This window comes from Pseudomonas sp. JQ36 (genome assembly GCF_053851495.1).
In genome coordinates this window covers 4,510,900-4,535,856 of the sequence record NZ_CM132642.1, presented here as the reverse complement: position 1 = coordinate 4,535,856, position 24,957 = coordinate 4,510,900, and the positions used below count along the sequence as shown (strand labels likewise).

The 24,957-nt window shown below is 61.4% G+C and carries 21 protein-coding genes; 11 read left to right on the top strand and 10 right to left on the bottom strand.

The genetic code is table 11. From position 1 onward, the window contains the following. Window position 1: 1 nt before the first annotated feature. Window positions 2-2,227, top strand: coding sequence for a polyphosphate kinase 1 (gene ppk1, locus ACS4NR_RS20480; RefSeq protein ID WP_041072035.1), 2,226 nt, complete (start codon window positions 2-4; stop codon window positions 2,225-2,227). 170 nt (window positions 2,228-2,397) lie between these two features. Here ppk1 and ppx read toward each other — a convergent pair whose 3' ends face one another. The 5 genes from ppx to ACS4NR_RS20455 form a co-directional block, all read right to left on the bottom strand. Further along, complete coding sequence (gene ppx, locus ACS4NR_RS20475; protein ID WP_456018198.1) at window positions 2,398-3,900, bottom strand: exopolyphosphatase; 1,503 nt, start codon at window positions 3,898-3,900, stop codon at window positions 2,398-2,400. 234 nt (window positions 3,901-4,134) lie between these two features. Next, the gene (locus ACS4NR_RS20470; RefSeq protein WP_401067312.1) at window positions 4,135-4,872 is read right to left on the bottom strand and encodes an amino acid ABC transporter ATP-binding protein; all 738 of its coding nucleotides are present in this window, start codon (window positions 4,870-4,872) and stop codon (window positions 4,135-4,137) included. Beyond that, window positions 4,859-5,509 carry an amino acid ABC transporter permease gene (locus ACS4NR_RS20465; RefSeq protein WP_095137639.1) on the bottom strand — a complete coding sequence of 217 codons (651 nt, stop codon included), beginning with the start codon at window positions 5,507-5,509 and terminating at the stop codon, window positions 4,859-4,861. The genes ACS4NR_RS20470 and ACS4NR_RS20465 overlap by 14 nt, the downstream gene beginning before the upstream one ends. Continuing rightward, on the bottom strand, window positions 5,506-6,174 hold the full coding sequence (locus ACS4NR_RS20460; RefSeq protein WP_166495254.1) for an amino acid ABC transporter permease: 669 nt from the start codon (window positions 6,172-6,174) through the stop codon (window positions 5,506-5,508). The genes ACS4NR_RS20465 and ACS4NR_RS20460 overlap by 4 nt, the downstream gene beginning before the upstream one ends. Before the next feature lie 21 nt (window positions 6,175-6,195). Next, window positions 6,196-6,981 carry a transporter substrate-binding domain-containing protein gene (locus ACS4NR_RS20455; RefSeq protein ID WP_456018197.1) on the bottom strand — a complete coding sequence of 262 codons (786 nt, stop codon included), beginning with the start codon at window positions 6,979-6,981 and terminating at the stop codon, window positions 6,196-6,198. A gap of 256 nt (window positions 6,982-7,237) precedes the next feature. Here ACS4NR_RS20455 and ACS4NR_RS20450 point away from each other — a divergent pair, with 256 nt between their 5' ends. The 7 genes from ACS4NR_RS20450 (at window position 7,238) to ACS4NR_RS20420 (ending at window position 15,467) form a co-directional block, all read left to right on the top strand. Beyond that, window positions 7,238-7,945: a FadR/GntR family transcriptional regulator gene (locus tag ACS4NR_RS20450; RefSeq protein ID WP_095137636.1), complete on the top strand. Its 708-nt coding sequence runs from the start codon at window positions 7,238-7,240 to the stop codon at window positions 7,943-7,945. A gap of 120 nt (window positions 7,946-8,065) precedes the next feature. After that, the gene (gene trxA, locus ACS4NR_RS20445) at window positions 8,066-8,395 is read left to right on the top strand and encodes a thioredoxin TrxA (RefSeq protein ID WP_003206727.1); all 330 of its coding nucleotides are present in this window, start codon (window positions 8,066-8,068) and stop codon (window positions 8,393-8,395) included. A gap of 247 nt (window positions 8,396-8,642) precedes the next feature. After that, on the top strand, window positions 8,643-9,902 hold the full coding sequence (gene rho / locus ACS4NR_RS20440) for a transcription termination factor Rho (RefSeq protein ID WP_003229334.1): 1,260 nt from the start codon (window positions 8,643-8,645) through the stop codon (window positions 9,900-9,902). 195 nt (window positions 9,903-10,097) lie between these two features. Further along, entirely contained in the window at window positions 10,098-12,098 is a 2,001-nt protein-coding gene (locus ACS4NR_RS20435) for an acyltransferase family protein (protein ID WP_456018196.1), read from the top strand. Window positions 12,099-12,167: 69 nt separating this feature from the next. Then, window positions 12,168-13,634 (top strand): 4-hydroxy-3-polyprenylbenzoate decarboxylase, encoded by a 1,467-nt coding sequence (gene ubiD / locus ACS4NR_RS20430; RefSeq protein ID WP_166495257.1) that lies wholly within the window; start codon window positions 12,168-12,170, stop codon window positions 13,632-13,634. Then, window positions 13,634-14,602 carry a CDP-6-deoxy-delta-3,4-glucoseen reductase gene (locus ACS4NR_RS20425; RefSeq protein WP_095137634.1) on the top strand — a complete coding sequence of 323 codons (969 nt, stop codon included), beginning with the start codon at window positions 13,634-13,636 and terminating at the stop codon, window positions 14,600-14,602. The genes ubiD and ACS4NR_RS20425 overlap by 1 nt, the downstream gene beginning before the upstream one ends. Before the next feature lie 196 nt (window positions 14,603-14,798). Then, window positions 14,799-15,467, top strand: coding sequence for a gamma-glutamylcyclotransferase (locus ACS4NR_RS20420; protein ID WP_095137633.1), 669 nt, complete (start codon window positions 14,799-14,801; stop codon window positions 15,465-15,467). On the opposite strand, the gene glpT is transcribed toward ACS4NR_RS20420, so the two are convergent. Continuing rightward, window positions 15,443-16,792, bottom strand: coding sequence for a glycerol-3-phosphate transporter (glpT, locus tag ACS4NR_RS20415; protein ID WP_007911178.1), 1,350 nt, complete (start codon window positions 16,790-16,792; stop codon window positions 15,443-15,445). The two genes, ACS4NR_RS20420 and glpT, sit on opposite strands and share 25 nt — an antisense overlap. Window positions 16,793-17,017: 225 nt before the next feature. On the opposite strand from glpT, the gene ACS4NR_RS20410 reads away from it, so the two are divergent. Then, the gene (locus ACS4NR_RS20410) at window positions 17,018-17,647 is read left to right on the top strand and encodes a flagellar basal body-associated protein FliL (RefSeq protein ID WP_456018195.1); all 630 of its coding nucleotides are present in this window, start codon (window positions 17,018-17,020) and stop codon (window positions 17,645-17,647) included. A 177-nt stretch (window positions 17,648-17,824) separates the two neighbouring features. Further along, entirely contained in the window at window positions 17,825-18,439 is a 615-nt protein-coding gene (locus tag ACS4NR_RS20405) for an energy transducer TonB (RefSeq protein ID WP_456018194.1), read from the top strand. A gap of 71 nt (window positions 18,440-18,510) precedes the next feature. Here the strand turns inward: ACS4NR_RS20405 and ACS4NR_RS20400 are convergent, their stop codons facing one another. Beyond that, on the bottom strand, window positions 18,511-19,488 hold the full coding sequence (locus ACS4NR_RS20400; protein WP_456018193.1) for an NADPH:quinone oxidoreductase family protein: 978 nt from the start codon (window positions 19,486-19,488) through the stop codon (window positions 18,511-18,513). A gap of 150 nt (window positions 19,489-19,638) precedes the next feature. On the opposite strand from ACS4NR_RS20400, the gene ACS4NR_RS20395 reads away from it, so the two are divergent. Then, entirely contained in the window at window positions 19,639-20,046 is a 408-nt protein-coding gene (locus ACS4NR_RS20395; protein WP_027610485.1) for a flagellar basal body-associated protein FliL, read from the top strand. A 16-nt stretch (window positions 20,047-20,062) separates the two neighbouring features. On the opposite strand, the gene ACS4NR_RS20390 is transcribed toward ACS4NR_RS20395, so the two are convergent. From ACS4NR_RS20390 to ACS4NR_RS20380, 3 genes are read right to left on the bottom strand one after another with little or no spacing between them, the layout of a single operon-like run. Continuing rightward, window positions 20,063-21,181 (bottom strand): ABC transporter permease, encoded by a 1,119-nt coding sequence (locus tag ACS4NR_RS20390; protein WP_456018192.1) that lies wholly within the window; start codon window positions 21,179-21,181, stop codon window positions 20,063-20,065. Then, entirely contained in the window at window positions 21,181-23,907 is a 2,727-nt protein-coding gene (gene rbbA, locus ACS4NR_RS20385) for a ribosome-associated ATPase/putative transporter RbbA (RefSeq protein ID WP_456018191.1), read from the bottom strand. The genes ACS4NR_RS20390 and rbbA overlap by 1 nt, the downstream gene beginning before the upstream one ends. Next, window positions 23,904-24,869, bottom strand: coding sequence for an HlyD family secretion protein (locus tag ACS4NR_RS20380; protein ID WP_095137627.1), 966 nt, complete (start codon window positions 24,867-24,869; stop codon window positions 23,904-23,906). Before ACS4NR_RS20380 ends, rbbA begins: the two co-directional genes overlap by 4 nt. Window positions 24,870-24,957: the final 88 nt, after the last annotated feature.

The following is a 24,957-nucleotide window of genomic DNA, read 5'->3' as shown; positions in this document are numbered from 1 at the left end:
GATGAATACCGAAGGACTCACTGAAGTTGCAGTAAAAGAAGCTCAACCGGTGGTGGAGCAAATCACCGAAACCCCGCCGGAACTCGAGCCTGCGCCACCCGCGCCGGTCACCGAAGCCGTCGCGGCGGCGCCAGTGATTGCGATCCCGGGCCTGGATGACAGCAGCCTGTACATCCACCGCGAGCTCTCGCAACTGCAGTTCAATATCCGCGTGCTGGAACAGGCGCTGGACGAGTCCTATCCGTTGCTGGAGCGGTTGAAGTTCCTGCTGATTTTCTCCAGCAACCTCGACGAATTCTTTGAAATCCGCGTCGCTGGTCTGAAAAAGCAGATCACCTTCGCTCGTGAACAGGCCGGTGCCGACGGTCTGCAACCGCACCAGGCGCTGGCGCGGATCAGCGAGCTGGTGCACGGTCACGTTGACCGCCAGTACGCGATCCTCAACGACATCCTGCTGCCGGAGCTGGAAAAGCATCAGGTGCGCTTTATCCGTCGCCGTCACTGGACGACCAAGATCAAGACCTGGGTGCGCCGCTACTTCCGCGACGAGATCGCACCGATCATCACCCCGATCGGCCTCGACCCGACACACCCGTTCCCGTTGCTGGTGAACAAGAGCCTGAACTTCATCGTCGAACTGGAAGGCATCGACGCCTTCGGTCGCGATTCCGGTCTGGCGATCATCCCGGCACCGCGCCTGCTGCCACGGATCATCAAGGTCCCGGAAGAAGTCGGCGGCCCGGGCGACAACTATGTGTTCCTGTCGTCGATGATCCACGCCCACGCCGATGACCTGTTCCAGGGCATGAAGGTCAAGGGCTGCTACCAGTTCCGCCTGACCCGAAACGCCGACCTGGCGCTCGACTCCGAAGATGTCGAAGACCTTGCGCGCGCCCTGCGTGGCGAGCTGTTCTCTCGGCGTTACGGCGATGCAGTGCGCCTGGAAGTCGCCGACACTTGCCCGAAACACCTGTCGGACTACCTGCTCAAGCAGTTCAACCTGAGCGAGACCGAGCTGTATCAGGTCAACGGCCCGGTCAACCTGACCCGTCTGTTCAGCATCACTGGTCTGGACAGCCACCCGGAGCTGCAATACACGCCGTTCACCCCGCAGATCCCGAAACTGCTGCAGAACAGCGAAAACATTTTCAGCGTGGTGAGCAAGCAGGACATCCTGCTGCTGCACCCGTTCGAGTCGTTCACCCCGGTGGTCGACCTGCTGCGTCAGGCGGCGAAAGACCCGCATGTTCTGGCCGTGCGCCAGACCCTGTATCGCTCCGGTGCCAACTCGGAAATCGTCGATGCGCTGGTGGACGCCGCGCGTAACGGCAAGGAAGTGACCGCGGTCATCGAACTGCGCGCCCGCTTCGACGAAGAGTCCAACCTGCAACTGGCCAGCCGTCTGCAAGCGGCCGGTGCGGTGGTGATTTACGGCGTGGTCGGTTTCAAGACTCACGCCAAGATGATGCTGATCCTGCGTCGCGAGGCCGGCGAGATCGTGCGTTACGCGCACCTCGGCACCGGTAACTACCACGCCGGCAACGCCCGTTTGTACACCGACTACAGCCTGCTGACTTCCGACGACGCCTTGTGCGAAGACGTCGGAAAACTGTTCAGTCAGTTGATCGGCATGGGTAAAACCCTGCGCATGAAAAAGCTGCTGCATGCGCCGTTCACCCTGAAGAAGGGCATGCTCGACATGATTGCCCGGGAAACCCAGTTCGCCGTCGAAGGCAAACCGGCGCACATCATCGCCAAGTTCAACTCGCTGACCGATCCGAAGATCATTCGTGCGCTGTACAAGGCCAGCCAGTCCGGCGTGCGCATTGATCTGGTGGTGCGTGGCATGTGCTGCCTGCGTCCGGGCATCGCCGGGGTTTCGCACAACATCCATGTGCGCTCGATCATCGGTCGCTTCCTTGAACACACCCGAGTGTTCTACTTCCTCAACGGCGGCGAGGAGCAGATGTTCCTCTCCAGCGCCGACTGGATGGAGCGCAACCTCGACAAGCGCGTCGAGACTTGCTTCCCGGTGGAAGGCAAGAAGCTGCTGACCCGCGTCAAGAAAGAGCTGGAGCTGTATCTGACTGACAACACTCACAGCTGGAGCCTGCAGTCGGATGGCCGTTACATCCGCAACACGCCAACCGGCAACCAGAACCCACGCAGCGCGCAGGCGACGTTGCTGGAACGCCTGGGCAGCCCGATTCTGCCGGTGAGCAGCTGACCTTCAGCCCAATAAAAAGGCGATCCCATGGGATCGCCTTTTTTGTGCCTGTCGTTCACCCACCTGTGGCGAGGGAGCTTGCTCCCGCTGGGGCGCGAAGCGGCCCTTCCTTTGAAAGCATAGGCCTGCTGCGCAGTCCAGCGGGAGCAAGCTCCCTCGCCACAAGGTTATCAGTGGACTGTTAGCACGATGCCCACCCGCGTCAGCCAGTCGGCTTCGAGGCCAAAGTCGGCCTGAGTCAGCTGATTCTCATCCAGCCAGTTCTCCGGGAATTCCACATCGAGGGTGTTGCCCTTGGCATGCAGCGTCACTTGCGGCATCGCCTGGGTGCCACGGATGTGGTGGAACAGGATCGCGAAGCGCAGCAGCACGCACAGGCGGATCAGCTTGTCGCCGTCGTCACCGAACTCGGCGAACTTGTCCTTGGGGATGTTGCGGCGATGGCCGCGCACCAGCAGGGCGAGCATTTGCTGGTCTTCGCGGGAGAACCCGGCGAGGTCCGAGTGCTCGATCAGGTAGGCGCCGTGCTTGTGATAGTGGTAGTGCGCGATGTCGAGGCCGACTTCGTGGACTTTCGCCGCCCAGCCCAGCAGTTCACGCCAGATGCCATCGTCCAGCTCCCAGTCTTTGGCGACCTGATCGAAGGCGTGCAGGGCTTTGCGTTCTACCCGCGCCGCTTGCTCCAGATCGACGTGATAGCGCTCCATCAGCGAAGTCAGGGTGCGTTCACGCACGTCTTCGTGATGATGGCGGCCGAGCAGGTCGTAGAGCACGCCTTCACGCAGCGCGCCTTCGCAGTGATCCATGCGTTGCAGTTCGAGGGCGTCGAAGATCGCTTCGAGAATCGCCAGGCCCGCCGGGAAAATCGCCCGACGGTCAGGCTTGATGCCTTCGAAGTCGATCTTGTCGACGTCACCCAGTTTGAACAGGCGACGTTTGAGCCAGGCCAGACCTTCGGCGTTGACTTCGCCGGTGCCATGCCCGCCGGCTTTCAGCGCCAGACCGATGGCGCGGATGGTGCCCGAGGAGCCGATGGCTTCATCCCAGGTCAGGCGGTGCAGGGCGTGCTCGATGCTCATGATCTCCAGCCGCGCCGCGGTGTAGGCCTGGGCGTAACGGGCCGGGGTGATCTTGCCGTCCTTGAAGTAGCGCTGGGTGAAGCTGACGCAGCCCATTTGCAGGCTTTCGCGCAGCAGCGGTTCAAAACGCTGGCCGATGATGAATTCGGTACTGCCGCCGCCGATGTCGGCCACCAGACGCTTGCCCGGGGTGTCGGCGAGGGTGTGCGAAACGCCCAGATAAATCAGGCGCGCTTCTTCACGGCCGGAGATGACTTCCACCGGGTGACCGAGAATTTCTTCGGCGCGGTGGATGAATTCCAGGCGATTGCGCGCTTCACGCAGGGCGTTGGTGCCGACGATCCGCACGGCGCCCAGCGGCATGCCGTTGATCAGTTGGGCAAAACGCTTGAGGCAGTCGAGGCCGCGCTGCATCGATTCTTCGTTGAGATGGCGCTCATCGTCGATGCCGGCGGCGAGCTGCACTTTCTCTCCGAGGCGCTCCAGGATGCGGATTTCACCGTTCTGGGCCTTGGCCACGACCATGTGGAAGCTGTTGGAGCCCAGGTCGATTGCGGCGATCAGGGACAGATTCTTGGCTTTGGATTGCGGCATGGTCAGGGGGTCTCGGTCGATAACCCCGCCATCGTGCCACGATCAAACGCTGACGCCAACGCGCATGGTTCAAACCGTTGATCCTGCGCATAAAAGCTTGAGACCGCGGCGCGGTCAATCGCGGGCAAGCCCGCTCCCACAGGTTTTGCGGCGAGCACACAATCATGTTCCGCCGCAGAACCCTGTGGGAGCGGGCTTGCCCGCGAAGGGGCCGCTAAAGTCCCTGAATAACCTTCAGGCTGTCGCTTCAACCGTACCAATGAAATTCGCCAGCTCCGCCGTCTGCGGATTGGCAAACAACACCTTCGGATCCCCCACCTCATGCACCTTGCCATGGTGCATGAACACCAGTTTGTCGCCGACTTCCCGGGCAAAGCGCATTTCGTGGGTGACCATGATCAGCGTCATGCCTTCCTTGGCCAGTTGCCTGACCACGGCGAGCACTTCGTTGACCAGTTCCGGATCCAGCGCCGAGGTGATTTCATCGCACAGCAACACTTTCGGCGACATCGCCAGCGCGCGGGCAATCGCTACCCGCTGTTGCTGCCCGCCAGACAACCGATCCGGGAAGGCATCGAACTTCTCCCCCAGCCCGACGCGCTCCAACATCTTGCGCGCCAGTTCGGCCGCTTTGGTCTTCGGTACTTTCTGCACCACTTGTGGCGCGAGCATCACGTTCTCGCCGACGGTCAGGTGCGGGAACAGGTTGAACTGCTGGAACACCATGCCGACTTTCTGCCGCAGACTGCGCAGGTCGGCGCGGGCGGCGTCGAGGTATTCGCCGTCGACTTCGATCACCCCATCGTTGATCGACTCCAGGCCGTTGAGCGTGCGCAGCAGGGTGGATTTGCCCGAGCCGCTGCGGCCGATGATCGCCACTACCTGGCCTTCCTCGACGCTCAGGTCGATGCCTTTGAGCACATGATGGTCGCCGTAGTATTTATGCAGGGCGGAAATTCTAAGCAGAGGCATGCAGTCTCCTTTCCAGGTAGCGCGCACTGAGCGACAAGGGGTAGCAGAGCAGGAAATAGCCGAGGGCGACGAGGCCGTAGACCATGAACGGTTCGAAAGTGGCGTTGGCGAGCATGCCGCCGGTCTTGGTCAGCTCGGTGAAACCGATGATCGAGGTCACCGCAGTGCCCTTGACCACCTGCACCGAGAAGCCCACGGTCGGCGCCACAGCGATGCGCAGCGCTTGCGGCAGGATCACGTAGCGCAGTTGCTCCAGCGGATTCAGCGCCAGACTCGACGAGGCTTCCCATTGGCCATTGGGGATCGCTTCGACGCAACCGCGCCAGATCTCCGCCAGATAGGCGCTGGTGAACAATGTCAGGGCAATGGCTGCCGCCATCCACGGCGAGATCTCGATTCCGGCCAGCGCCACGCCGAAGAACACCAGAAACAGCTGCATCAGCAGCGGTGTGCCCTGGAACAGCTCGATCCAGGTGCGGGCGATATTGCTCGGCAACGGGTTTTTCGAGATGCGCATGATCAGAATCAGCAGCCCGACGATCCCGCCGCCAATGAACGCCACCAGCGACAACGCCAGCGTCCATTGCAGGCCGGTGAGCAGGTTGCGCAGGATGTCCCAGAAGGTGAAGTCGCTCATCGGCTGCTCCTCGCGATATAGCGGCGGCCGATCCAGTTCAGCAATTGGCGGATCAGCAGCGCCATGCACAGGTAGATCAGCGTGGTCAGCGCATAGGTTTCAAAGGCGCGGAAGTTGCGCGACTGAATGAAGTTGGCAGCGAAGCTCAGCTCCTCGGTGGCGATCTGCGAACACACCGCCGAGCCGAGCATGACGATGATGATCTGGCTGCTCAGGGCCGGCCAGACCTTGCCCAGGGCCGGCAACAGAATCACGTGGCGGAACGCTTCGAAACGGCTCATCGCCAGTGCGGCAGCAGCCTCCAGTTGCCCGCGCGGAATCGCCTGGATGCCGGCGCGGATGATCTCGGTCGAATACGCACCGAGGTTGATCACCATCGCTAGCACCGCTGCCTGCCACTCGGAAATCTGCACCCCAAGCGACGGCAGGCCGAAGAAGATGAAGAACAACTGCACCAGGAACGGCGTGTTGCGGATCAACTCGACGTAGACGCCGAAGAGTGCCGAGAACGGGCGGATGTTCCACGCCCTTACCAGCGCGCCGACGATGCCCACGCCGACTCCGAGCACTGCGCCAATGGCCGTCAGTTCCAGGGTGAACAGGGCGCCGCGCAGCAACAGGTCGGTGTTTTGCACCACCGGCATGAAATCGAATTGATAAGCCATGAAGGTCTCCCGCGCAGTCGATCAGAGATCGGCCGGCAGCGGCTCTTTGAGCCAGGTCTGCGAGTTTTTCTCCAGCGCGCCGTCGGCCTTGGCGGTGGCGAGGATCTCGTTGACCTTGCCCAGCAGCGCCGGCTCGTTCTTGTTCACGCCGACGTAGACCGGCGAATCCTTGAGCTTCACTTTCAGCGCCGGCACGCGTTTCGGGTTCTTCTCGCTGATCGCGACCATCACCACGTTGCCGCTGGCGATCAGATCGACTTGCCCTGCGAGGTAGGCGGCGATGGTGGAGTTGTTGTCCTCGAAGCGTTTGATGGTCACGCCTTCGGGGGCGACTTTGCTCAGCTCGATGTCTTCGATCGCGCCACGGGTGACGCTGATGGTTTTGCCCTTGAGGTCGTCGAGCGTGGTGATGGCGGCATCAGGCGGCCCGAACACCGCGAGATAGAACGGTGCGTAGGCGTGGGAGAAGTCGATGACTTTCTCGCGATCCGGGTTTTTGCCGAGGCTGGAGATCACCAGATCGACCTTGCCGGTGGTGAGGAACGGGATGCGGTTGGTGCTGTTGACCGGCGTCAGCTCAAGTTTGACCTTGAGCTGGTCAGCCAGCAGTTTTGCCGTATCGATGTCCAGGCCACGAGGTTTCATGTCCGGGCCGACCGAGCCGAATGGCGGGAAGTCCTGAGGCACGGCGACTTTCAGTGTGCCGCGTTTGACCACGTCTTCCAGGCCATCGGCGTGGGCGGGGATCTGGCTCAGCATCAGGCTGGAAAACAGAGCGGCGAGGAGGGCTCGGTAACGCAGGGTCATGGCAAATCTCCGGATCGACGGGAAGTGATTTCTGCGATCGGACAGAGCACGGGCCGTGCCAATACCCGGATTTATCCCCGGCAGGCCGCGGGTTTGCCGGGTTTATTCGGTCTTACTGGTCTGAACAGTCAGGTTGTTTTTCGCACCCCGATGGCGCACCGGCAGCGGGCGCCGAACCCCGCTGGGGCACGACTTGCCGGATCCGGCGAATAGCTTTACAACTAGCCGCACCTTGGCCTGGCTCGTCTGAAAAACCATGAACTCGATCTCCCGCGCCGTACCCGAAGTGGCGCTGCAAGCCATACGCAAACTGATCACCGAACAGGGTTTTGGTGCGGGTGATGCGTTGCCGTCGCAACGGGATCTGGCGGTGCAACTGGGGGTCAGTCGGGCGTCATTGCGTGAGGCGTTGTCGTCGCTCAGTGCGCTGGGTGTGGTCAGCATCCAGCCAGGCAAAGGCGTGTTCGTACAGGCGCCGGTGGAAATTGCGCAGGGTGACAATGCACAGGGCTGGCCGTTCGCAGCGCAGGCCTCGCCGCTCGACATCTTTCAGTTGCGCTATGCGCTGGAGGGCTTTGCCGCCGGGCTGGCAGCGGTGACCTTGAGCACGTTCGATCTGGATGCGCTGGAGGACAACGTCGCGGCGATGCGTGAGCAATTGAAGGCCGGCGACTTCGAGGCCGCGGCGAAACTCGACTTCGAATTCCACCGGCGCATTCTGCTGGCCAGCGGCAATCAGGCGATGCTGAGCATCCTCACCGCCAGTGCCGAGATCTTTCTGGAGAGCCAGAAGCTACCGTTCATCCGCGCCGAACGGGCGATGGAAACCTGGCAGGAACACCGCAAGATCCTTCGTGCCCTCGCGCGCCGGGCGTCCGCTGCGGCCCAGAAGGCCATGCAGGAACACGTGCGCAACGCCGCCCTGCGCACCGGAATTTCCTTCATTGCCCCCGCCACGGCGTGACTTGGGCTATACCCAGACTCATCGAGTGCCATAGCAAGACTCAATCAACTGCGGCTTCCTGAACAGGGGAAGGGCGGCTATGATGGGCCACGTTTTTTTGCTTACAACCTGGAGAATTCCATGAGCAGCGATCTGATCAAACACGTTAGCGACGCCAGCTTCGAAGCCGACGTACTCAAGGCCGAAGGCGCTGTACTGGTCGACTACTGGGCTGAATGGTGCGGCCCTTGCAAAATGATCGCTCCGGTTCTGGACGAGATTGCCGAGACTTACAAAGGCAAGCTGACCGTCGCCAAACTGAACATCGACGAAAACCAGGAAACCCCGGCCAAGCACGGCGTGCGTGGTATCCCGACCCTGATGCTGTTCAAGAACGGCAACGTTGAAGCGACCAAGGTCGGCGCCCTGTCGAAGTCGCAACTGGCTGCTTTCCTCGACGCCAACATCTAAGCGTCGCAGTAAATCGCCGAAAAAAAGCCTCGCAATTTGCGGGGCTTTTTGCGTATTCAGGGCTAGACGCTCCGAAACTCAGGTGGTACATTCGGCCCCGCACTGGTTTCTCCACTGCCCCCTGCTAGCCGTCGCCGACGCACTCCTTTTCGAACAAGTTCGCGATCCTGTCGCCTTCTCCGCGGCGCGGCCTCATTAAGCCAAAAGCTTAATTTCCCCCCTCCATAAATGATTACGTCATTCCTATATGAATCTGACTGAACTCAAGCAAAAGCCGATTACCGAACTGCTCGAATTGGCCGAACAGATGGGCATAGAAAATATGGCCCGTTCGCGCAAGCAGGACGTGATTTTCTCCCTGCTGAAAAAGCACGCGAAAAGCGGCGAGGAAATCTCCGGTGATGGCGTGCTGGAGATTCTCCAGGACGGCTTCGGCTTCCTGCGCTCCGCTGACGCTTCCTACCTCGCCGGCCCGGACGATATCTACGTCTCGCCGAGCCAGATCCGTCGTTTCAACTTGCGCACCGGTGACACCATCGTTGGCAAGATCCGCCCTCCGAAGGAAGGCGAGCGTTACTTCGCTCTGCTCAAGGTCGACACGATCAACTTCGATCGTCCGGAGAACGCGAAGAACAAGATTCTCTTCGAGAACCTGACCCCGCTGTTCCCGACCGTGCGCATGAAGATGGAAGCCGGTAACGGTTCCACCGAAGACTTGACCGGTCGTGTGATCGACCTGTGCGCCCCGATCGGCAAAGGCCAGCGCGGTCTGATCGTTGCACCGCCGAAAGCCGGTAAAACGATCATGCTGCAGAACATCGCGGCGAACATCGCGCGTAACAACCCTGAAGTTCACCTGATCGTGCTGTTGATCGACGAACGTCCGGAAGAAGTGACCGAAATGCAGCGCACCGTGCGCGGCGAAGTGGTTGCCTCGACCTTCGACGAGCCGCCGACCCGTCACGTGCAGGTTGCCGAGATGGTGATCGAGAAGGCCAAGCGCCTGGTCGAACACAAGAAGGACGTGGTGATCCTGCTCGACTCCATCACCCGTCTGGCCCGTGCCTACAACACCGTGATTCCGAGCTCCGGCAAGGTGCTGACCGGTGGTGTCGATGCTCACGCCCTGGAGAAACCGAAGCGTTTCTTCGGTGCTGCACGAAACATCGAAGAAGGCGGCTCGCTGACCATTATCGCCACCGCGCTGGTTGAAACCGGCTCGAAGATGGACGAAGTGATCTACGAAGAGTTCAAGGGTACCGGCAACATGGAACTGCCTCTGGATCGCAAGATCGCCGAGAAGCGTGTGTTCCCGGCCATCAACATCAACCGCTCCGGCACCCGCCGCGAAGAGTTGCTGACCGCCGACGACGAACTGCAGCGCATGTGGATCCTGCGCAAGCTGCTGCACCCGATGGATGAAGTGGCTGCCATCGAGTTCCTGGTCGACAAGTTGAAAACGACCAAGACCAACGACGAGTTCTTCCTGTCGATGAAGCGCAAGTAACATCGCCGGTTGATCCGATAAAAATGGCGTCCCGTGCGGGGCGCCATTTTTTTGCCTGAATTTTGTCCGGATTATGGGAGGTTCCCGATCTGGTAAGGTCTGTGATCGGGCAATACAACCCGCAGCGTTTGCGAGCCTTTCGACTCGGGCTCGCGCTGTATAAAAAACCACCACCTGATTGGCATTAAAGATTTTATGAGCACACTCGCTTATCGAAGGGATATCGACGGCCTGCGCGCAGTCGCGGTGATCGCCGTGGTGCTGTTCCACTTTGGCGTCCCGGGGTTTACCGGCGGTTTTGTCGGCGTTGACGTGTTCTTCGTGATTTCCGGCTACCTCATCACCTCGATCATCTGGAACCAGCGTCAGGCCGGGCGTTTCAGCTTCGTCGAGTTCTGGGCGCGGCGTGCGCGGCGGATTCTGCCGGCGCTGTTTGCGATGATCATTGCGGTGCTGGCGGTGGGCTGGTTCCTGCTGGCGCCTAAGGACTATGAAGAGCTGGGGCGCTCGGTGCGCTATCAGGTGATGTTCGTCTCGAACATCCTGTTCATGCGCCAGGACGGCTATTTCGACGTCGCCTCTGACCTGAAACCGTTGCTGCATACATGGTCGCTGGCAGTGGAGGAGCAGTTCTACATCATCTTCCCACTGCTGCTGACGTTGCTCTCGAACCGCTTGAAACACTGGCGGCTGGCGCTGTTCGGCGTGCTGCTGGTGTCGTTCGGGCTGAGTGTGTGGGCGATCCAGCATCATCCGGAAAAGGCTTTCTTCCTGTTGCCGATGCGCGCCTGGGAATTGCTCGCCGGGGCGATGCTGGCGGTCGCGCCGAAACACGCGTGGCGCTTGAAACCGATGGCTGCCCAGGCCTTGAGCCTGCTCGGCATGGGTTTGATCCTGCTGGCGGTGTTTGTCTACGACAAGTCGACGCCGTTTCCGGGGGCCACCGCGTTGTTGCCAGTGCTGGGCGTGGTGCTGCTGATTCTGGCCAACGGTCATCGCGAAACGCTGGTTGGTCAATTGTTGAGCAGCCGGGTGATGGTCGGCCTCGGTCTGATTTCCTATTCCTGGTATTTGTGGCATTGGCCGGTGTTCGTATTTTCCAGCTACGCCAGTGTCGATGAGCCGGGCGCGCTCGACACGGCCGGGTTGATCCTGCTGACCCTGGTGCTGGGTTATCTGTCGTGGAAGTTCGTCGAAACGCCGTTCCGTGAGCGGCGCTTGCTCGCCGGTCGTCGGCAGATTCTGTTGGCCGGTTTCTGCGGGATTCTGCTGCTCGGTCTGGCCGGGCAATCGCTGCGCTGGACCGATGGCCTGCCATGGCGCCTGTCCGAGCAGGCACTGCAATACGCCAAGGGTCGCGAATGGCGGCCGGAGCTGATGGCCTGTCTGGCGGATGACAAGACCCCGGACGACAAGCTGTTCTGCCATTACGGCATGACGGATCTGCCGACCCGTGCGATGGTCTGGGGCGACAGTCACGCCACGGCGCTGATCCCGGTGTTCGATGACGGTGCCAAAGCTCACGGTGTCAGCGTGATTCTGGCCAGTTCTCCGGGCTGTATTCCGGTCGACGGGCTGGAGCATGACGGTGTCTGTGCGCGCTTCAACAAGCGGGTCGAGCAGGGGCTGAAAACCCAATCGGTGAGCGATGTGGTGCTGGTCGCACGCTGGAGCCTGTATCTGTACGGCGACGCCAAAGGCGATCTCGGCCATGTATTGAGAACGCCTGACGGCCGCTACGACCGCGCCGACGCCGAACGACGTCTGGCTGAAGGCCTGCGCACTCGCGTGGCGCAATTGCGGGCGGCCGGGCATCGCGTATGGCTGGTGAAAGAGGCGCCGTTGCAGGCGTTCAGCCCGCCGTATCGGCTGACGCGGCTGGCGATGCTCGATCGCCCGGTGGATGACGTCGGGCTGGACGTCGAAGCCCACCACAAACGTCAGGTGTTCATCAGTCAGTTGTTCGCGCAACTGGCGCAGGAGGATCCGGCGGTGCGCGTGGTCGATCCGGCGCCGCGGCTGTGTGATGACAAAGGCCTGTGCCACGCCGAACTGGGCGGATACTCGCTGTACACCGATGACAACCACCTGTCCGAAGTCGGTGCGCGGTTTGTGGCGCCGATCCTCGAGCCGCTGTTTATCGGCCTGCAAGCCCGGGAAAACCGTGGAAAAACGCAGACCAATGCAGCCAAGTAAGCAGCGACAGGCTGCCACAGGCCGGCATAGCAGGTAGGATGTACGCCTATTTTGAGGGTGCCATCGTCAATGAAATTCAAGGATCTTCGGGATTTCGTGCAGCAGCTTGAGCAGCGCGGAGAGTTGAAACGCATCCAGATTCCCGTCTCGCCGGTGCTGGAGATGACCGAGGTGTGCGACCGCACACTGCGGGCCAAGGGCCCGGCGCTGCTGTTCGAGAAACCCACCGGCTACGACATTCCGGTGCTCGGCAACCTGTTCGGCACCCCCGAGCGGGTGGCCATGGGCATGGGCGCCGAGTCGGTCAGCGAACTGCGCGAGATCGGCAAGCTGCTGGCCTTCCTTAAGGAGCCGGAGCCGCCGAAGGGCTTGAAGGATGCGTGGTCGAAGCTGCCGATCTTCCGCAAGATCATCTCGATGGCGCCCAAAGTCGTCAAAGACGCGGTGTGCCAGGAAGTGGTCATCGAAGGCGACGACGTCGACCTGGCGATGCTGCCGGTGCAGACCTGCTGGCCCGGCGACGTCGGCCCGCTGATCACCTGGGGCCTGACCGTCACCAAAGGCCCGAACAAGGATCGCCAGAACCTCGGTATCTACCGTCAGCAAGTGATCGGCCGCAACAAGGTGATCATGCGCTGGCTCAGCCATCGTGGCGGTGCGCTGGACTTCCGCGAGTGGTGCGAGAAGCACCCGGGCCAGCCGTTCCCGGTCTCCGTGGCGCTGGGCGCCGACCCTGCGACCATCCTCGGCGCCGTGACGCCGGTGCCGGACAGCCTCTCCGAATACGCCTTTGCCGGCCTGCTGCGCGGTAATCGCACCGAGCTGGTCAAATGCCGTGGCAACGACCTGCAAGTGCCGGCCACTGCCGAGATCATCCTCGAAGGCGTGATCCATCCGGGCGAAATGGCCGACGAAGGCCCGTACGGCGACCACACCGGTTACTACAACGAAGTCGACAGCTTCCCGGTGTTCACCGTCGAGCGCATCACCCACCGGGTCAAACCGATCTACCACAGCACCTACACCGGCCGACCGCCGGATGAGCCGGCGATCCTCGGCGTGGCGTTGAACGAAGTGTTCGTGCCGATCCTGCAGAAGCAGTTCCCGGAAATCACCGACTTCTACCTGCCGCCGGAAGGCTGCTCGTACCGCATGGCCGTGGTGACGATGAAGAAGTCGTATCCGGGGCATGCCAAGCGCGTGATGCTCGGTGTCTGGTCGTTTTTACGACAGTTCATGTACACCAAGTTCGTTATCGTCACTGACGACGATATCAACGCCCGGGACTGGAACGACGTGATCTGGGCCATCACCACGCGCATGGACCCCAAGCGCGACACGGTGATGATCGACAACACGCCGATCGACTACCTCGACTTCGCCTCGCCGGTGTCCGGCCTGGGCTCGAAAATGGGCCTGGATGCCACCCACAAATGGCCGGGCGAAACCACTCGCGAGTGGGGCCGCGTAATCGTCAAGGACGACGCCGTCACCCAGCGGATCGATGCCATCTGGAATCAGTTAGGAATAGATTGATGCGTGTAACCCTGCAGCCCTCCGGAGCGGTGCTTGAGATACGGCCCGGCGAGCGGATTCTCGATGGTGCGCGGCGCCTGGGCTACGACTGCCCGCAAAGCTGCCGCAACGGCAATTGCCATGTGTGTGCGGCGCTATTGGTGGAAGGCCGGGTCGAGCAGGCCGGCAAGGTGCATGACCACGGCGAGTTCTACACTTGCATAGCCGAGCCGCTGGAAGACTGCGTCCTGCTGTGGGATGGCGTGCTCGCGCTGGGAGAACTGCCGGTGCGCAGCCTGTCGTGTCAGGTCATCGAATGCCGGGATGTCGGCGGCGACACCTGGCGCGTACGCCTGCGTGCGCCGGCCGGCAAGCCGCCGCGTTATCACGCCGGGCAGTACCTGATGATCGAGCGTGAGAACGGCGAGAAGTCGGCGTTCTCCATGGCCTCGGCGCCGCACGGCGGGCGTGATCTGGAAATCCATGTGCTGGCGCGCGAAGCCAGTGCACTGAGCCTGATCGAGCAGTTGCAACGCAACGCGATGGTGCGCGTCGAGCTGCCATTCGGCGACACCCACCTCGCCGAGTTGCCTGACGGGCCGCTGGTACTGATCGCCGCCGGTACCGGCATGGGCCAGATCCACAGCCTGATCGAACATTGCCGCGCCAACGGTTTCAAACACCCGGTGCATCTGTACTGGGGCGTACGCCGTCCGGAAGATTTCTACGACATCGAGCATTGGGACGAATGGTTGAAGTTGCCCAACCTGTTCCTGCACAAAGTCGTCAGCGATCAGTGCGGTTGGGAAGGCCGCTGCGGGATGTTGCACCAGGCCGTGTGCGAAGACTTCGCCGATCTGAAGCCCCTGCACGTCTATGCCAGCGGTTCGCCGGCCATGGTCTATGGCACGCTGGATGCGCTGGTTGACGCGGGGATGGATGCCCATCAAATGCGCGCAGACGTATTCGCTTACGCTCCCCGTTCCTGATTCTTTATAACTCGCCATATAGCCGATCGGTATTTATGTAATTGCATAAATACCGCTAGGTTATATATCCAACAGGCAATCAATTAAGAATTGTGCCATGGCACTCAAATTGCCTTAAAACCTATGTGCCTTATTGTTACAGCGGTGCGTTCTATTAAGTAATTCTTTACCCGCGGGGAGCTGAACGCTATTCGCCATGAGCGCCATTGAAAACGCTTTTCTGAATTTGAATTACCCTCCGCGGCTCGATCTTGGGCCGCAGCTGACTCACGAACAACTTCTCGCTTCCATGCAATCGACCATGGCGCGCCACAAGGGCGGCCCGGTGTGGCTGTTCGCCTACGGTTCGCTGATCTGGCGCCCGGAATGTACGGCTGTGGAGCGGGTGCGCGGGCGAGTCCATGGCTACCATCGTGGCTTGTACCTGTGGTCGCACGAACACCGCGGAACGCCGGAAATGCCCGGGCTGGTATTTGGTCTGGATCGTGGCGGTTCGTGCAGCGGCTTCGCTTATCGGCTGCCGGAAGACAACCTCGACAGTGCGCTGTATGCGCTGTGGAAACGCGAGATGCCGTTCCCGTCCTATCGCCCGCACTGGCTCAACTGCCGGCTCGAAGATGGCAGTCAGGTTCAGGCGTTAGGATTTGTTTTGGAGCGACACCTGCCCAGCTATGCCGGCAACTTGCCGGATCACGTGCTGAGTCAGGTGTTCGAAAGCGCTTGCGGGCGTTACGGCACCACTCGCGATTATGTCGAGCAGACCGCCCACGCCCTGCGCAGCCACGCCATGCCAGACCGCAATCTGGAGGCGCGGCTCAAGCGCTGTAAATCACAAAGCGATCAAGCGACCGCTTCGCGGCTCTGACTGGCGACTTGCTTGTGCCATAGCGTCGGGGCCAGGAAGGCCATCGACAGCAGGCAAGCGCCCACCAGCAGGACAAAACCGCCGTCCCAGCCGAAGTGGTCAACGGTGTAGCCCATCGCTGCACTTGCCGCGACCGAACCACCCAGGTAACCGAACAGACCGGTGAAGCCCGCAGCCGTGCCGGCGGCTTTCTTCGGTGCCAGTTCCAGCGCCTGCAGGCCGATCAGCATCACCGGGCCGTAGATCAGGAAGCCGATCGAGAACAGCGCGATCATGTCCACGGTCGGGTTGCCAGCCGGATTCAGCCAGTAAACCAGGGTCGCCACGGTCACCAGCGCCATGAACACCATGCCGGTCAGGCCACGGTTGCCACGGAAGATCTTGTCCGACATCCAGCCGCACAGCAGAGTGCCCGGAATACCTGCCCACTCGTAGAAGAAATAGGCCCACGAGGTTTTATCCACGGTGAAACCCTTGGCTTCTTTCAGGTAGGTCGGCGCCCAGTCCAGTACGCCGTAGCGCAGCAGGTAGACGAAGACGTTGGCCATAGCGATGTACCAGAGCATTTTGTTGCGCAGCACGTATTTGACGAAGATTTCCTTGGCGCTGAATTCGTCTTCGTGGCTGGCGTCGTAGCCTTCCGGGTAATCGTTCTTGTACTTCTCGATCGGCGGCAGGCCAACCGATTGCGGGGTGTCGCGCATGGTGATGAAGGCAAACACCGCCACGCCCAGCGCTACCGCTGCCGGTACGTAGAACGCCGCGTGCCAGTCGTTGAACAGGCCCATGCCGAGCAGAAACAGCGGGCCGATCAGGCCGCCGCCGACGTTATGCGCCACGTTCCACACCGAGACCACGCCGCCACGTTCCTTCTGCGACCACCAGTGCACCATGGTGCGTCCGCTCGGCGGCCAGCCCATGCCCTGGGCCCAGCCGTTGATGAACAGCAGGATGAACATCATGGTCACGCTGGACGTCGCCCACGGCGCAAAACCGAAAATGAACATCACCCCGGCCGACACCAGCAGGCCGAATGGCAGGAAGTAGCGCGGGTTGGAACGGTCGGACACCAGGCCCATCAGGAACTTTGACAGACCGTAGGCAATGGCGATGGCCGACATCGCCAGACCCAGATCGCCACGGCTGTAGCCCTCGTCGATCAGGTACGGCATGGCCAGCGAGAAGTTTTTGCGCAGCAGGTAGTAACCCGCGTAGCCAAAGAAAATACCGGCGAAGATCTGCCAGCGCAGGCGTCGGTAAGTGCTGTCTATTTTTTCTTCAGGCAATGGAGCCTGATGTGCGGCGGGACGAAAGAAAGCAAACATTCAAGAGCTCCAGATTTCTTGTTTTGACTGCGGATGCGAATGTTACAGTTTCGTTACCGAAAATAGCACCGGTTCGCATCGACCAAATAGCGGAAATGTTGGAAGTCGCGCGTTCCTTTACGAACCTGTCGCTCAGCTGTAAGAACAGGGCGTTTTCACTACGTATGAGCATGAGGTGACTTAGACTCGCGGCCCGTTCAACCGATTGATCAGCCGAGATAAGAAATGTCACTGAAGGTTCGCATGTTGGTGCCAAGATTTTTGGCGGCAGCGGGACTTGCCGTCGTGTTGCTGACATTGATCGTCACCGATCATCCCGCCCATTCCGGTTTGCGCAACGCCACGGTGCTGATCATTCGGCATGCGGAAAAACCGGATACGGGATCGGCGCTTAATACCCGAGGCGAACAGCGAGCGGCCGCCTACGTCGACTATTTCAATCCGCTGAAACTCGACGGCCAGACACTCACGCCCCAGCGTTTGATCGCTGCCGGCGACACCCCGCAGAGCTCGCGCTCGCGCCTGACCCTGACCCCGCTGGCCCAGCGCCTGAACCTTGCGATTGAGCAGCCCTACGCCAATGGCGACTTGCATCAACTGGTCAAACTGTTGCGTAAGAGCAATCAGGCGCAGACGGTGCTGATCGCCTGGCACCACGGCCATATCAATAAACTGCTCAAAGCCTTTGGCGGTGACCCCACAGCGCTGATGGGCCAGGAAAAATGGCCGGATGATGTCTTCGACTGGCTGATCGTCCTGCGCTTTGATGACAAGGGCCGGCTGATTCCGTCTCGCAGTCTGAAGGTGCAGGAGCATCTGTTGCCGGGCGATTTTGCAGGGCCGAACGGCGGCTAAACGTCCGTCAGAAAATTTACCTGCTGCCATTTGCCCAACGGTTTCGTCAGATTTCTCATCGGGATCAGGAAATGTCCTGCATCCAAAAGCGAAGCTGCGCCATTCAGTTAAATGGCAGTGCTCCGTAACCTTTCTGTTGTTGCCGGACAGGCATCTCAATAGGGAAGGGGCGCGATCATGCGGTGGTTTTTTGCGGGGCTTTTATTGACGATCTTCAGTCTGGCACTGGCGGCAGAAGGATTACTCATACCTGAAAACAATCCTCAGCCGATTTACCCGAAGAGGTTGGCCAGGGCAGGGGTCGGAGGCGAGGTCAGGGTCAGCTTTATCGTCAAGGCCGATGGCTCGGTCAGCGCTATCGACATCGTGCAAAGTGATCACCCCGATCTGGCTGAGGCGGTCAAAGACGCCATAACACAGTGGCGCTTCAGGCCCTGGACGGTTGAAGACGGTCGGCCTGCGGAACAGCCCGTCGTGGCGCCGATGCTCTTTCGATTGGCCAGGGACCAGCCGATCAACATCAACCAGTGGCTGAGGTCAGTAAAGTGTCGCGTCATCAATGACAGTTTCAGGAACATGCCTGAGCACGCGTGGGTCGACGCAGAAGTGTTTAATTACACCCGTGCTTACGTTTCCAACGTGATTCTCAAGAGTCAGTTGGCCGATGAACAACGTCTGGCAATCATCGCCAAGATGAACCGGCGCGTACCGATGATCGTCAGAGGCTGCCGGGAAGCCCCTATGCGTAGCTACATGAGTTTTCTGTCGGGAGAGGTTCGTGAGTTGCTTTGATAGCCAGCGACGCCGTGTTGCTGCCTGGCGCGAATCAGGCCGGCTCCGAGAGGTCACCGGCCGTAATAAACTCAGCGCACCTGCACCACCACCTTGCCCACCGCCTTGCGCTGCCCCAGATCGTTGATCGCCTGCGCCGCGTTGCTCAGCGGATACACCTGCGACACCAGCGGTTTCAACTTGCCTTCGGCGAACCAGCCGAACAGTTGCTGGAAGTTCTCCGCGTTGTCCTGCGGCTGGCGCTGGGCGAAGGAGCCCCAGAACACGCCGAGTACCGCGGCGCCCTTGAGCAGCGCGAGGTTGACCGGCAGTTCCGGGATGCGTCCGCTGGCGAAGCCGACCACCAGCAGCCGGCCGTTCCAGGCGATGGCGCGGATGGCCTGGTCAAACAGGTCGCCACCGACCGGGTCGTAGATCACGTCGGCGCCCTGGCCGTCGGTGAGGCGTTTGATTTCGTCCTTGAGGCTGGTTTCGCTGTAGTTGATCACCTCATCGGCGCCGGCGGCCTTGGCCACCGCGAGTTTCTCCGCACTGCTGGCGGCGGCGATGACCCGGGCACCCATGGCTTTGCCGATTTCCACCGCCGCCAGGCCGACGCCCCCGGACGCGCCGAGCACCAACAGGGTTTCGCCCGGTTGCAGGTTGGCCCGTTGCTTGAGAGCGTGCATCGAGGTGCCGTAGGTCATGCTGAACGCGGCGGCGGTGTTGAAATCCATCGACGGCGGGATCGGCAGCACGTTGTAACCCGGCACCGCGACCTGTTCGGCGAAGCTGCCCCAGCCGGTCAGGGCCATGACCCGGTCGCCGACTTTCAGATGACTGACCTTTTCACCGACGGCGCTGACCACGCCGGCCGCTTCGCCCCCCGGCGAAAACGGGAAGGGCGGCTTGAACTGATACTTGCCCTCGATGATCAGCGTGTCCGGGAAGTTGACCCCGGCGGCGTGCACCTCCAGCAGGATTTCGTTCTTCTTCGCGACAGGACTGGCGACGTCTTCCAGCACCAGCGATTCGGCAGGGCCGAAGGCTTTGCACAGCACGGCTTTCATCAGGGCTATTCCTTTGGGAGTGATGGCCGATAAGTGTAGGTGTGTCAGTCAACGGGTCAACGAGCATGCCCGGCCCTGATAGTCAGCCATAAGCTTGTGCTTGCGCGGCGGGTCGTTATGCTAGGCCGCAAACCGGATAAGGAGCGAATTGTGAAAGCGTGGATCATGTTGTTGCTGGCCCTGTCTCTGCCTGTGGCAGCGCTGGCCGAAGAAGCCAAAGAAGGCGAGGCGCCGAAGGTCAACTACATCACCCTGAGCCCGCCGTTCGTGGGCAACTACGGGCTGGACGGCACGCCGAAGCTGAAGGTCTACAAGGCCGACGTGGCGCTGCGTGTAACGGGCGAAGAGGCGACCAAACTGGTCAAGGCCAACGAGCCGCTGATCCGCAATCAACTGGTGGCGCTGTTCACTCAGCAGACGACCGAGGCGATGGGCAGCATCGAAGGCAAGGAAAAGCTGCGTCAGGAAGCCCTGAAGCAGACCCAGCAAGTGATGAATGACGAGACTGGCAAGCCGGTGGTTGAAGATCTGTTGTTCAACAACCTGATCATTCAGTAACCACGCTGGCCGCTGTTCAGGACGCCAGGCTCTTGCGAAAGCGCGCCAAGGCGATAACGAAGAACAGCAGGCCGATAGCCGTCAGCGCCAGCAAGTCCGGCCAGACCACGCTCAGCCCGGCGTCGCGAAACAGAATCGCGGCGCTGAGGCTGACAAAGTGCGTGGACGGCGAGCCCTGCATGACCCATTGCAGCCATTGCGGCATGCTGTCCAGTGGCGTGCTGCCGCCCGACAGCAGCAACATCGGGATGATCACCGGAATCGCCAGCAGGCCGAACTGCGGGGTCGAACGCGCGAGCGTCGCCAGAAAGATGCCCAGCGCGGTACTGGCAAACAGATAAACCGCAGTCACCAGCAAAAACAGGCTCATCGAGCCGGCCAACGGCACACCCAAAAGGCCTTTGACCACCACCTCCAGCGACAGCCAGGTGCACAGCACCACCACCAGCAGGTTGCTCCAGATTTTCGCCAGCATGATTTCCAGCGCCGTCAGCGGCAGCACCAGCAAATGGTCGAGCGTGCCGTGTTCGCGTTCGCGCAGCAGCGCCGTGCCGGTGAGGATGATCGCCAGAATGGTGATGTTGTTGACGATCTGAATCACCGCCAGAAACCAGCCTCCCTCCAGATTGGTGTTGAACAGGGCCCGGGTGGTCAGTAGCACGGGCGCCTTGGCGGCTGCATTGCCCTGACCGGCATAGTCGAGCAGTTCGCGCTGGAAGATCCGGCTGATGTAGCCGGCGCCCATGAACGCCTGGCTCATGGCCGTGGCATCGACGTTGACCTGAATTGCCGGTTGCCGTGCCGCCAGCAGGTCGGTTTGAAAGCCCGCCGGAATGTTGATGACGAAGGTGTACTGGCCGCTGTCCATCACTTGGTCCAGCTGCGCATAAGGCAACAGCACCGGAGTCTGGAATTCCGGCGGCTGCAGGGCCTGGGCCAACTGGCGCGAGAGGGCGCTGTGGTCTTCGTCGACGATCGCCACGCTGGCGTTGTGCACGCCGATCACCGAACCGGCGGCGGGCATGTAGATCGCTACGCTGAAGGCGTAGAACAGGAACAGCAGCAAAACGCTGTCATGGCGCAGGCTGGTCAGTTCCTTGAGTCCCAGGCGCAGGATGTGCGCGAACTTGTGCATCAGGCCTCCTGCTTTTTCAGCATGATCAGGCTCAGCCCGGTGAACCCGACAAAGAACCCGAACAGCGCCAGGCACTGCGGCCACAGCTGACGCAAGTCCAGCGCTTTGGTGAACGTACCCACCGCGATGTCGAGGAAGTGCCCCGCCGGAAACAGCATGCCCATCACTGCTGCCGCACCTTCAAGCGAAGAGCGCGGCACGATCAGCCCGGAGAACTGGATGGTCGGCAGGCTGGTGATGATCATGGTGCCGAGGATCGCGGCAATTTGCGTGCGGGTGAACGCCGAGATCAGCAGGCCCATGCTGGTGGTCGCCAACACGTACAGCAGGCCGCCGAACGCCAGCGTCAGCAGGCTGCCCTTGAACGGCACGCCGAACAGCCAGCGATTCATCGCCACCAGCAACGCGAGATTGACCAGGCTGATCAGCAGATACGGCGCCTGTTTGCCCAGCAGAAACTCGAGGCGGGTCAGGGGCGTGGCGTAGAAGTTGGTGATCGAGCCCAGCTCCTTTTCGCGGACGATGCCGAGCGCCGTGAGCATCGCCGGAATGAACGCCAGAATCAGCGCCATGACCCCGGGGCCGATGGCGTTGACGCTGACCACGTCCTGGTTGTAGCGAAAGCGGGTTTCCAGGCTGGCCGCCGCCGGGTGGGCCAGCGCCGGGCTACTTTGTTCGGCCAACTGTTGCAGATTGCCCAGGTGCACGGCTTCAACATAGTTGCGGCTGGTTTCGGCGCGAAACGGCATGCCGCCATCCAGCCACGCCGCCACAGCGGGTTGGCGCCCGGCGTACAGATCGCGGCCGAATCCGGGGGGAATCTCCAGCGCCAGTTTGATTTCCGAGCGTTGCAGGCGCCGGTGCAGTTCCTGCGGGTCGTGAATGGCCGGCTGTTCGTCGAAGTACCGGGAGCCGCGAAACGCCTCCAGATAAGCCCGGCTCTGCGGCGTCTGATCCTGGTCGTACACGGCAAACGCGAGGTTTTCCACGTCCAGCGAGATGCCGAAACCGAAGATCACCATCATGAAAATCGCCCCGGCCAAGGCGAACGCCATGCGCACTTTGTCGCGCAGCAGCTCCTTGCCTTCGCGACTGGCCACGGCCAACAGGCGACCGAGACTGAAACCGTGGCGGGGCAGCGGTGTTGTCGCTGCGCTCGGCGGCGCCATTTGCGGCTCGGCCACAGGCGCTGATGGCTGAGCGCCCTGAGCCTGTTCCAGGCAAGTGACGAAGGCCGCTTCCAGCGTCTCTCCGGCGAACTGACGTTGCAGCGCCGCCGGGGTGTCGCAGGCGAGGACCTTGCCCGCGTGCATCAGCGAGATGCGGTCGCAGCGCTGCGCTTCGTTCATGAAATGCGTGGAGAGAAAGATCGTCACGCCCTGTTCGCGGGATAACTCGATCAACAGCCGCCAGAAGTCATCGCGAGCTGCCGGGTCGACGCCGGAGGTCGGCTCATCGAGGATCAGCACTTCCGGGCGGTGCAGCACCGCCACCGCCAGTGACAGACGCTGGCGCAGCCCCAATGGCAATGCCCCGGACGGCTGGTCGGCGACCGCGAGCAGATTGAAGCGCTGAATCAATGCCTCGATGCGTTGCGCGCTCTCGGTTTTGGGCAGGTCGAACAGCCGCGCGTGCAGCTCGAGGTTCTGCCGCACACTGAGTTCGCCATACAGCGAAAAACTCTGCGACATGAAGCCGACCCGCTTGCGCGTGGCCAGATCCTTGGCGTTCACCGGGTTGCCGAGCAGAGTTGCACTGCCTTCGCTGGCCGGCATCAAACCGGTCAGGACTTTCATGGTGGTGGTCTTGCCGCAGCCGTTGGAGCCAAGAAAGCCGAAAATCTCGCCACGCCCAATGGCAAAACTGACGTGATCCACAGCGGTGAAATCGCCGAAGCGCAGCGTCAGGTCGTGGGCTTCGATGGCGATGTCACTGCTGTTGCCGGCGCGCGGTGGAATCACCAACGGCTGAGCGTCATGCTGGCTGTCGCCCTGGAAATGAGTGAAGGCGTCATCGAGTTTGCCGCTGGGGGTGACGGTCGCCAGTTCACGACTCAGGCCGGTGGCGATCAACTGGCCGGCGTCGAGCATCAGACAATGCTCGAACTGCTCGGCTTCTTCCATATACGCCGTGGCGACCAGCAGCGTCAGTTGCGGGCGCTGGCGTCGCACATCGTCGACCAATTCCCAAAAGCGCCGACGCGAGAGCGGGTCGACGCCGGTGGTCGGCTCATCGAGGATCAGCAGATCCGGTTCATGAATCAGCGCGCAGCACAGCCCGAGTTTCTGCTTCATGCCGCCGGACAATTTACCGGCGGGGCGCTCGGCGAATTTCAGCAGATCCGTGGCGAGCAACAGGCTGTGCATGCGCTGCTCGCTTTCAGCCTTGGACAGGCCGAACAGCGTCGAAAAGAACTGGATGTTCTCGCGGATCGACAGCTCCGGGTACAGATTGCCGCCCAGCCCTTGCGGCATGAAGGCGATGCGCGCATAGAGTGTGTCGCGATGCCGGCGATCCTCGATCGCACCACCGAGCACGTCCAGTTGTCCTTGTTGCAGGGTCTTCACGCCGGCAATCAATCCCAGCAGGCTGGACTTGCCCGCACCATCAGGGCCGATCAGCCCGCAGCGAGTGCCGGCGGGCAGGCTGAAGGCGATGTCGCTCAGCGCTTGCTGTTTGCCGTAGCGGTGGGCGATACCGGTCGCTTGAACCGCAAGGCCGCTCATTGCAGATTGGCCGGCCATTCGACGGGGGCGATCCGCACGTAACCTGCCCCGGGCATGCCGGGTTTGGCCTGCGGCACGGCGCTGGGCTGGAGCAGGCGCAGCTTGACGCGGAACACCAGTTTTTGCCGCTCGTCGCGGGTCTCGACCTCTTTGGGGGTGAACTGCGATTTGGCCGCGACGAAGCTGATTTTTGCCGGCAGCGGTTTATCGGGCAAGGCATCGAGCAACACTCGCGCGTCATCGCCCACCGCCAGGCGCCCGGCCACTGCGGCTGACAGATAGAGGTTCATGTACTGGTCGTTGGGATCGATCAGCAACAGCACGCGACCACCGGCCCCCAGCACTTCGCCGGGTTCGGCCATGCGCAGCTGGATCACGCCATCAATTGGCGCGCGCAGACTGCTGTCGTCAATTTCACTGGTCAACTGCGCGACTTGAGCCTGTGCCGCGCCAATCGCCGCACTGACAGCAGACACCTGAGCCCGGGCGGCGACGACGGCAGCGTTACCGGTGCCGATACGTGACTGCAGCTGATCGATGATCTGCGCGCTGACGTAACCGTGCTTGAACAGTGATTGCGAGCGGCCGAGCTCCTGCTGGGCCAGCAGCAGTTCACTCTGGCGCAATTGCACGTTGGCCTGAGCGGCGTTGAGATTCTCCCGGGCGCGCAACACTTCGGCTTCGGCCTGATTGCGCTGGGCTTCGAGGGTGCGGGTGTCCATGCGTGCCAGCAGTTGCCCTTTGCTGACCTTGTCGCCTTCATCGACCAGTACCTCGGCGAGGCGCCCGGGGGTCTTGCTGGCGATCTGCACTTCGGTGGCTTCCAGCCGCCCGTTGCCCATCGACAGTCCTTCGACCAGCCGGCTGCTGATCGAGATCCAGTAACCGAGGCCGCCAGCGACGGCGAGTAATACCAGGAGCGAACCGGCGTATAGAAGTGAAGAACGGCTGTGCGTCGACATGGGGGCATCCTGCGGCTGTGGCTTCCAGTCTGACTGTTCAAGCGTTCCATTCGCTTGATGTCAGTCAAATGAGCGCCAAGCCTAGCCC

Excerpts from the sequence above, each read along its gene's own strand:
- ppk1 (WP_041072035.1), top strand. The coding sequence starts at position 2 with ATGAATACCGAAGGACTCACTGAAGTTGCAGTAAAAGAAGCTCAACCG.
- ACS4NR_RS20400 (WP_456018193.1), bottom strand. The coding sequence starts at position 19,488 with ATGAAAGCCGTGCTGTGCAAAGCCTTCGGCCCTGCCGAATCGCTGGTG.
- ACS4NR_RS20435 (WP_456018196.1), top strand. The coding sequence starts at position 10,098 with ATGAGCACACTCGCTTATCGAAGGGATATCGACGGCCTGCGCGCAGTC.
- ubiD (WP_166495257.1), top strand. The coding sequence starts at position 12,168 with ATGAAATTCAAGGATCTTCGGGATTTCGTGCAGCAGCTTGAGCAGCGC.
- ACS4NR_RS20390 (WP_456018192.1), bottom strand. The coding sequence starts at position 21,181 with ATGCACAAGTTCGCGCACATCCTGCGCCTGGGACTCAAGGAACTGACC.
- ACS4NR_RS20425 (WP_095137634.1), top strand. The coding sequence starts at position 13,634 with ATGCGTGTAACCCTGCAGCCCTCCGGAGCGGTGCTTGAGATACGGCCC.
- trxA (WP_003206727.1), top strand. The coding sequence starts at position 8,066 with ATGAGCAGCGATCTGATCAAACACGTTAGCGACGCCAGCTTCGAAGCC.
- rbbA (WP_456018191.1), bottom strand. The coding sequence starts at position 23,907 with ATGAGCGGCCTTGCGGTTCAAGCGACCGGTATCGCCCACCGCTACGGC.
- ACS4NR_RS20405 (WP_456018194.1), top strand. The coding sequence starts at position 17,825 with ATGCGGTGGTTTTTTGCGGGGCTTTTATTGACGATCTTCAGTCTGGCA.
- ppx (WP_456018198.1), bottom strand. The coding sequence starts at position 3,900 with ATGCCGCAATCCAAAGCCAAGAATCTGTCCCTGATCGCCGCAATCGAC.
- glpT (WP_007911178.1), bottom strand. The coding sequence starts at position 16,792 with ATGTTTGCTTTCTTTCGTCCCGCCGCACATCAGGCTCCATTGCCTGAA.
- ACS4NR_RS20410 (WP_456018195.1), top strand. The coding sequence starts at position 17,018 with ATGTCACTGAAGGTTCGCATGTTGGTGCCAAGATTTTTGGCGGCAGCG.
- ACS4NR_RS20470 (WP_401067312.1), bottom strand. The coding sequence starts at position 4,872 with ATGCCTCTGCTTAGAATTTCCGCCCTGCATAAATACTACGGCGACCAT.
- ACS4NR_RS20450 (WP_095137636.1), top strand. The coding sequence starts at position 7,238 with ATGAACTCGATCTCCCGCGCCGTACCCGAAGTGGCGCTGCAAGCCATA.
- ACS4NR_RS20460 (WP_166495254.1), bottom strand. The coding sequence starts at position 6,174 with ATGGCTTATCAATTCGATTTCATGCCGGTGGTGCAAAACACCGACCTG.
- ACS4NR_RS20380 (WP_095137627.1), bottom strand. The coding sequence starts at position 24,869 with ATGTCGACGCACAGCCGTTCTTCACTTCTATACGCCGGTTCGCTCCTG.
- rho (WP_003229334.1), top strand. The coding sequence starts at position 8,643 with ATGAATCTGACTGAACTCAAGCAAAAGCCGATTACCGAACTGCTCGAA.
- ACS4NR_RS20420 (WP_095137633.1), top strand. The coding sequence starts at position 14,799 with ATGAGCGCCATTGAAAACGCTTTTCTGAATTTGAATTACCCTCCGCGG.
- ACS4NR_RS20465 (WP_095137639.1), bottom strand. The coding sequence starts at position 5,509 with ATGAGCGACTTCACCTTCTGGGACATCCTGCGCAACCTGCTCACCGGC.
- ACS4NR_RS20455 (WP_456018197.1), bottom strand. The coding sequence starts at position 6,981 with ATGACCCTGCGTTACCGAGCCCTCCTCGCCGCTCTGTTTTCCAGCCTG.